Annotated in this window: 1 protein-coding gene; it reads left to right on the top strand. The window is 65.5% G+C overall.

Going from position 1 to position 1,966, the window contains the following annotated elements:
- Nucleotides 1-791 precede the first annotated feature (791 nt).
- On the top strand, nt 792-1,826 hold the full coding sequence (locus P3H15_RS53690; RefSeq protein ID WP_276144773.1) for a LacI family DNA-binding transcriptional regulator: 1,035 nt from the start codon (nt 792-794) through the stop codon (nt 1,824-1,826).
- The last annotated feature ends 140 nt before the right edge of the window (nt 1,827-1,966 follow it).

The raw sequence follows: 1,966 nt of genomic DNA on the forward strand, positions 1-1,966 counted from the left end.
GGACACCGCCAGCACCGTCTCGAGCAACTGCGCCTCGGTCAACCGCAGCGTGTCGATGTCCGCCGGATCACCGTCCGGCAACGCCCCCTGAGTTCTCTCCCCGTCCCCCATGCATCAAGACTAGATCGAACACCAGTTCGAGTCAAGGGGATTTCCTCAATTCGTCTGTGCCGATGCATGTTCAGCACGGCGCACCCCGTGCGCTACAGGGTCCCCGCTTCCCGGTCTACGTTCAGCAAGCGAAGAGGCAGTCTCTGCGCGACCGGGGGCCACTCACCGATACGAGGAACCACGGACGTTGCATTGACGGCTCGTAACCCCGGGGGCAGACGAATACCGTCGGCCCGGGGCTGCTGCGAGTACGAATACGTTCGACCGTCGAAAACGGGAGGGTGCCGGTCTCCGATGAGCGGCGTCCTGCCCTGCTTCAAGTACCGGGCAAAGGGTAGCTGGGGGACGCCGGTACCGGGCAAAGGGTAGCTGGGGGACGCCGGTGTGCCCGTCCGTATCGGCGTGCAGCGTCTTCTCCCTGGACCGAGGGCGTCGAACAGGTCCAGGGCCCGTTGATGCGCGGTTTGGTCACGGCTAAGCCCTCCGCGGTGCGTGCCGGGCTCGGGCCACCAGTTGGGGATACGTCATGTGCGGTCCGCCGGGGTGGCCGACCAGCATCAGCGGTGCCGGTGCGGGAGTTGTTCATGGGGAGCATCTTTCGTGTATTCCTGCTAATCTTGCTGGGGTACGTGCCTCAATCGGTTGGCATCATCCATCATTTTCACCTCGAGGGAGAAGTTGTGGCGCACAGTCGTTACAAGGTTCGGGAGATCGCCCAGCAGGCCGGCCTCAGCGAGGCGACCGTCGACCGCGTGCTTCACAACCGCCCGGGGGTGCGTGAGGGAACCCGCGCAGAAGTCGCGCAAGCGATCGCTGACCTGGACAAACAGCGTTCCCAGCTGCGGTTGGCCGGGCGTAAGTACCTCTTCGACGTCGTCATGCAGGCGCCGCCCCGATTCTCCGGGGCGTTCCGCGAGGCGGTGGAGGCGGAACTGCCGTCCCTCGCCCCTGCCGTGGTCCGGACCCGCTTTCACTTCCGGGAGACCGGCTCGGTGCCTGCCATGGTCGAGACGCTCGACAAGCTCGTCACACGTCCTTCGCAGGGTGTCATCGTCAAGGCGCCCGACACCACCGAGGTCTCCGACGCCATCGACCGGCTCACCGAGGCGGGGATCCCCGTCGTCACCTACGCCACCGACGTGCCGAACAGCAGTCGGGTCGGCTATGTCGGAATCGAGAATCGGGCGGCGGGGGAGACAGCCGCCTACCTGCTCGAGCAATGGCTGTGCGACAGCGCGTCCAGTGTCCTCGTTACTTTGAGTAGCAACGCGTTTCGCGGCGAAGAGGAGCGCGAGATGGGATTCCGCGGTGCGCTGCGCCGCTCGGGCGGTGTCGGGGGGAGCGGCTCTCAGCGGACACTGATCGACATCTCCGAGAGCGAGGGCATCGACACGACGGTTGAGCGTCTCGTCCTCGACGCGCTCGAACGCAACCCGGGCATCGAGGCGGTCTACTCGATCGGTGGCGGCAACATGGCGACCGTGCGCGCCTTCGAGAAGCTCGGCCGCCGCTACCGCGTTTTCATCGCCCACGACCTCGATCGGGACAACAAGCAGTTGCTCCGCGACAAGAAGATCTCGGCCGTCCTCGATCACGACCTGCGGTCGGACGCAAACCTGGCCTGCCGCATGCTGATTCAGGGACGTGGCGGGCTGTCGGGCGTGACCACGGTGATGTCGCCGATCCGGATCATCACTCCCTACAACATGCCCTGACGGTGATTCAGGAGTATCCGCACACGACTGCACCGCCCCGACAATTCGGGGCGGTGCAGTGTCGATGCGGACCGGGGACGGGGTGTCCTAGCGCCGGAGTTCGTGGGTGAGTGCTTCGAGTTCGTCGCCGCCGGCCATTT

It is taken from the genome of Rhodococcus sp. T2V (assembly GCF_029269925.1).
In the GTDB taxonomy this organism is placed as follows: Bacteria; Actinomycetota; Actinomycetes; order Mycobacteriales; family Mycobacteriaceae; genus Rhodococcus_F; species Rhodococcus_F koreensis.